This window comes from Myroides sp. LJL119 (genome assembly GCF_054871605.1).
This window is the reverse complement of the sequence record NZ_JBTXLO010000018.1, coordinates 1-5,111: the sequence shown is the minus strand read 5'-3', so window position 1 is coordinate 5,111 and position 5,111 is coordinate 1. Positions and strand designations below refer to the sequence as shown.

At 47.0% G+C, this 5,111-nt stretch carries 2 tRNA genes and 3 rRNA genes; all 5 read right to left on the bottom strand.

Going from position 1 to position 5,111, the window contains the following annotated elements:
* Nucleotides 1-109 (bottom strand): 5S ribosomal RNA (rrf, locus tag ACYSNV_RS12340); the annotation flags it as partial.
* 121 nt (nucleotides 110-230) lie between these two features.
* Nucleotides 231-3,110 (bottom strand): 23S ribosomal RNA (locus ACYSNV_RS12335).
* A gap of 113 nt (nucleotides 3,111-3,223) precedes the next feature.
* Nucleotides 3,224-3,300 (bottom strand) — tRNA-Ala (locus ACYSNV_RS12330).
* Nucleotides 3,301-3,378: 78 nt separating this feature from the next.
* A tRNA-Ile gene (locus tag ACYSNV_RS12325) sits at nucleotides 3,379-3,452 on the bottom strand.
* A gap of 71 nt (nucleotides 3,453-3,523) precedes the next feature.
* Nucleotides 3,524-5,042: ribosomal RNA gene (locus ACYSNV_RS12320) — 16S ribosomal RNA — on the bottom strand.
* Nucleotides 5,043-5,111 lie beyond the last annotated feature (69 nt).

Genomic DNA, 5,111 nt, shown 5'->3' with positions numbered 1-5,111 from the left:
AAGGGCGGTGTCATACTCTCCCACTGGTTAGCAGTACCATCTGCGCAAGCGGGCTTAACTTCTCTGTTCGAAATGGGAAGAGGTGAGCCCCGCTGCAATAACCACCCTAAATCGGTTGTCATCACTTTGGATAACTAATATTTTTATATCAAGTTACTTATTTACTAAAATACAGTCGTCTTTTTAAAATTAGAAAGTGGCTCTCTCCCTATTAAAATAGGGAGAGACGTGCACATAAGCTTATGGGCTATTAGTACTACTCGACTCTGACATTACTGCCTTTACATCTATAGCCTATCAACGTGGTAATCTCCCACGGCCCTTTAAAGAAATCTCATCTTGTGGTGGGTTTCGCACTTATATGCTTTCAGCGCTTATCCCTTCCCAACGTAGCTACTCTGCGGTGCCCCTGGCGAGACAACAGATACACTAGAGGTTGGTCCAATTCGGTCCTCTCGTACTAGAATCAGATCCACTCAAATTTCTAACGCCCACAGTAGATAGAGACCGAACTGTCTCACGACGTTCTGAACCCAGCTCGCGTGCCACTTTAATGGGCGAACAGCCCAACCCTTGGGACCTTCTCCAGCCCCAGGATGTGACGAGCCGACATCGAGGTGCCAAACCCCCCCGTCGATATGAGCTCTTGGGGGAGATCAGCCTGTTATCCCCGGCGTACCTTTTATCCTTTGAGCGATGGCCCTTCCATGCGGAACCACCGGATCACTATGCTCTACTTTCGTACCTGATCGACTTGTAAGTCTCTCAGTCAAGCTCCCTTATACCATTGCACTCTACGCACGGTTACCAAGCGTGCTGAGGGAACCTTTAGAAGCCTCCGTTACTCTTTTGGAGGCGACCACCCCAGTCAAACTACCCACCAAACAATGTCCTTCCGTTTAGGAAGTTAGATCTCAAATAAGCAAAGGGTGGTATTTCAACAATGACTCCACAACGCCTAGCGACGCCATTTCACAGTCTCCCACCTATCCTACACATCACTTATCCAAGAACAATATTAAGCTATAGTAAAGGTGCACAGGGTCTTTTCGTCCCACTGCGGGTAATCGGCATCTTCACCGATACTTCAATTTCACCGAGCTCATGGCTGAGACAGTGTCCAGATCGTTGCACCATTCGTGCAGGTCGGAACTTACCCGACAAGGAATTTCGCTACCTTAGGACCGTTATAGTTACGGCCGCCGTTTACTGGGGCTTCAATTCAATGCTTCTTCTTGCGAATAACATCTCCTCTTAACCTTCCAGCACCGGGCAGGTGTCAGGCCCTATACGTCATCTTACGATTTTGCAGAGCCCTATGTTTTTGATAAACAGTCGCCTGGACCTCTTCACTGCGGCCAGCTTGCGCTGGCGACCTTTCTCCCGAAGTTACAGGTCTATTTTGCCTAGTTCCTTAGCCATGAATCTCTCGAGCGCCTTAGGATACTCTCCTCGACTACCTGTGTCGGTTTACGGTACGGGTACTTATAACCTAAGTTTAGAAGCTTTTCTTGACAGCCCTTAGGCACACTATCTCTTTGTCCGTAGACTCCGAGTACTATCGCATTTCTCCAAGTCTGACGCATTTTACTATCAGACCTATAGGTACGTGCTTCAACGAACTATTCCGTCAGTTCGCGGTGCTTTCATCACTGTGTCACTCCATCACTGTTATAAGTAGTACGGGAATATTAACCCGTTGGCCATCGACGTCCCCCTTCGGGTGTGCCTTAGGTCCCGACTAACCCTCAGCTGATTAGCATAGCTGAGGAAACCTTAGTCTTACGGCGGGGGTGTTTCTCGCACCCCTTATCGTTACTTATGCCTACATTTTCTTTTCTAAAAGGTCCAGCAATCCTCACAGATCACCTTCAGCCCCGTTAGAATGCTCCCCTACCACTCATACTTACGTATAAATCCATAGCTTCGGTAATATGCTTATGCCCGATTATTATCCATGCTCGATCGCTCGACTAGTGAGCTGTTACGCACTCTTTAAATGAATGGCTGCTTCCAAGCCAACATCCTAGCTGTCTAAGCAATCAAACCGCGTTTTTTCAACTTAGCATATATTTGGGGACCTTAGCTGATGGTCTGGGTTCTTTCCCTCTCGGACATGGACCTTAGCACCCATGCCCTCACTGATAATAAACATTACTTAGCATTCGGAGTTTGTCAGGAATTGGTAGGCGGTGAAGCCCCCGCATCCAATCAGTAGCTCTACCTCTAAGTAACTATGATTATCGCTGCACCTAAATGCATTTCGGGGAGTACGAGCTATTTCCGAGTTTGATTGGCCTTTCACCCCTACCCACAGGTCATCCGAAAACTTTTCAGCGTTTATCGGTTCGGTCCTCCATTTAGTGTTACCTAAACTTCAACCTGCCCATGGGTAGATCACACGGTTTCGCGTCTACCACTACTGACTAAAGCGCCCTATTAAGACTCGCTTTCGCTACGGATCCAGACCTGAAGTCCTTATCCTTGCCAGCAACGGTAACTCGTAGGCTCATTATGCAAAAGGCACGCCGTCACTTCACGTAGAAGCTCCGACCGCTTGTAGGCGTATGGTTTCAGGATCTATTTCACTCCGTTATTCACGGTTCTTTTCACCTTTCCCTCACGGTACTGGTTCACTATCGGTCTCTCAGGAGTATTTAGCCTTAGCGGATGGTCCCGCCAGATTCAATCAGGGTTTCACGTGCCCCGACCTACTCAGGATACCACTATCTATTATGTCTCTTACTTATACGGGACTATCACCCTCTATGGTTAACCTTTCCAGGTTATTCTAATTCAATTCACATAGAACAGCGTGGTCCTACAACCCCAATATTGCCGTAACAACATTGGTTTGGGCTATTCCGCGTTCGCTCGCCACTACTAGCGGAATCACTTTTGTTTTCTTCTCCTCTGCCTACTTAGATGTTTCAGTTCAGCAGGTTTGCCTCCTATTTGGATAGTATGTCTTCAACATACTGGGTTGCCCCATTGGGATATCTACGGATCAATTCGTGTGTGCCGATCCCCGTAGCTTTTCGCAGCTTATCACGTCCTTCTTCGCCTCTGAGAGCCTAGGCATTCCCCATACGCCCTTATTTTGCTTATGTGCTTACAATGTCTTTCGACTTGTACTTTCTATATATTTTTTAAATTTGATTCTTTCTAACTGTATTATTAGTTAAGTATCTCAATATGTCAATGATCGTTTTGGACTATGTCCTGGTGGAGAATATCGGAGTCGAACCGATGACCTCCTGCGTGCAAGGCAGGCGCTCTAGCCAGCTGAGCTAATCCCCCAATTTATAGATAGCCAATAAGCTTCTAAACTAGGTTAGACTCTTTCTCAACCTCTAAAATTTCCGTAGATATGTTTTGTAGTCCCGGGCAGACTCGAACTGCCGACCCCTACATTATCAGTGTAGTACTCTAACCAGCTGAGCTACGAGACTCTGTAAACTATATCTTAATGTTTTTGAACTAACAGCAGAGAGTAATATTTATATCCTAATTCTTTCTCTAGAAAGGAGGTGTTCCAGCCGCACCTTCCGGTACGGCTACCTTGTTACGACTTAGCCCCAGTCACTAGTTTTACCCTAGGCAGCTCCTTGCGGTCACCGACTTCAGGTACCCCCAGCTTCCATGGCTTGACGGGCGGTGTGTACAAGGCCCGGGAACGTATTCACCGGATCATGGCTGATATCCGATTACTAGCGATTCCAGCTTCATAGAGTCGAGTTGCAGACTCCAATCCGAACTGTGACCGGTTTTTGAGATTCGCTCCCTATCACTAGGTGGCTGCTTTCTGTACCGGCCATTGTAGCACGTGTGTAGCCCAGGACGTAAGGGCCGTGATGATTTGACGTCATCCCCACCTTCCTCGCGGTTTGCACCGGCAGTCTTGTTAGAGTTCCCACCATTACGTGCTGGTAACTAACAATAGGGGTTGCGCTCGTTATAGGACTTAACCTGACACCTCACGGCACGAGCTGACGACAACCATGCAGCACCTTGTAAATTGTCCGAAGAAAAGTCTGTTTCCAAACCTGTCAATCTACATTTAAGCCCTGGTAAGGTTCCTCGCGTATCATCGAATTAAACCACATGCTCCACCGCTTGTGCGGGCCCCCGTCAATTCCTTTGAGTTTCATTCTTGCGAACGTACTCCCCAGGTGGGATACTTATCACTTTCGCTTAGCCGCTCAATTATAAAAACCAAACAGCTAGTATCCATCGTTTACGGCGTGGACTACCAGGGTATCTAATCCTGTTCGCTCCCCACGCTTTCGTTCATCAGCGTCAATACATACGTAGTAACCTGCCTTCGCAATTGGTATTCCATGTAATATCTAAGCATTTCACCGCTACACTACATATTCTAGTTACTTCCATATGATTCAAGCCAAACAGTATCAATGGCAGTGTCTTAGTTAAGCTAAGAAATTTCACCACTGACTTATATGGCCGCCTACGAACCCTTTAAACCCAATAATTCCGGATAACGCTCGGACCCTCCGTATTACCGCGGCTGCTGGCACGGAGTTAGCCGGTCCTTATTCTTACAGTACCGTCAATCAACTACACGTAGTTGGGTTTCTTCCTGTACAAAAGCAGTTTACAATCCATAGGATCGTCATCCTGCACGCGGCATGGCTGGTTCAGAGTTGCCTCCATTGACCAATATTCCTCACTGCTGCCTCCCGTAGGAGTCTGGTCCGTGTCTCAGTACCAGTGTGGGGGATCTCCCTCTCAGGACCCCTAATCATCGTTGCCTTGGTATGCCGTTACCATACCAACTAGCTAATGATACGCATGCCCATCTTATACCGATAAATCTTTATTAAATAAGTGATGCCACTTGTTTAAACCATGGGGCATTAATCCGAATTTCTTCGGGCTATTCCCCTGTATAAGGTAGGTTGCATACGCGTTACTCACCCGTGCGCCGGTCTCAAGATAGCAAGCTATCTCTACCCCTCGACTTGCATGTGTTAGGCCTGCCGCTAGCGTTCATCCTGAGCCAGGATCAAACTCTTCATCGTATATTTTTTATATCTTAAATTAGATATATAAATCAAATCTTGCGATTCGCCTTACTCTCTTTATTTTTT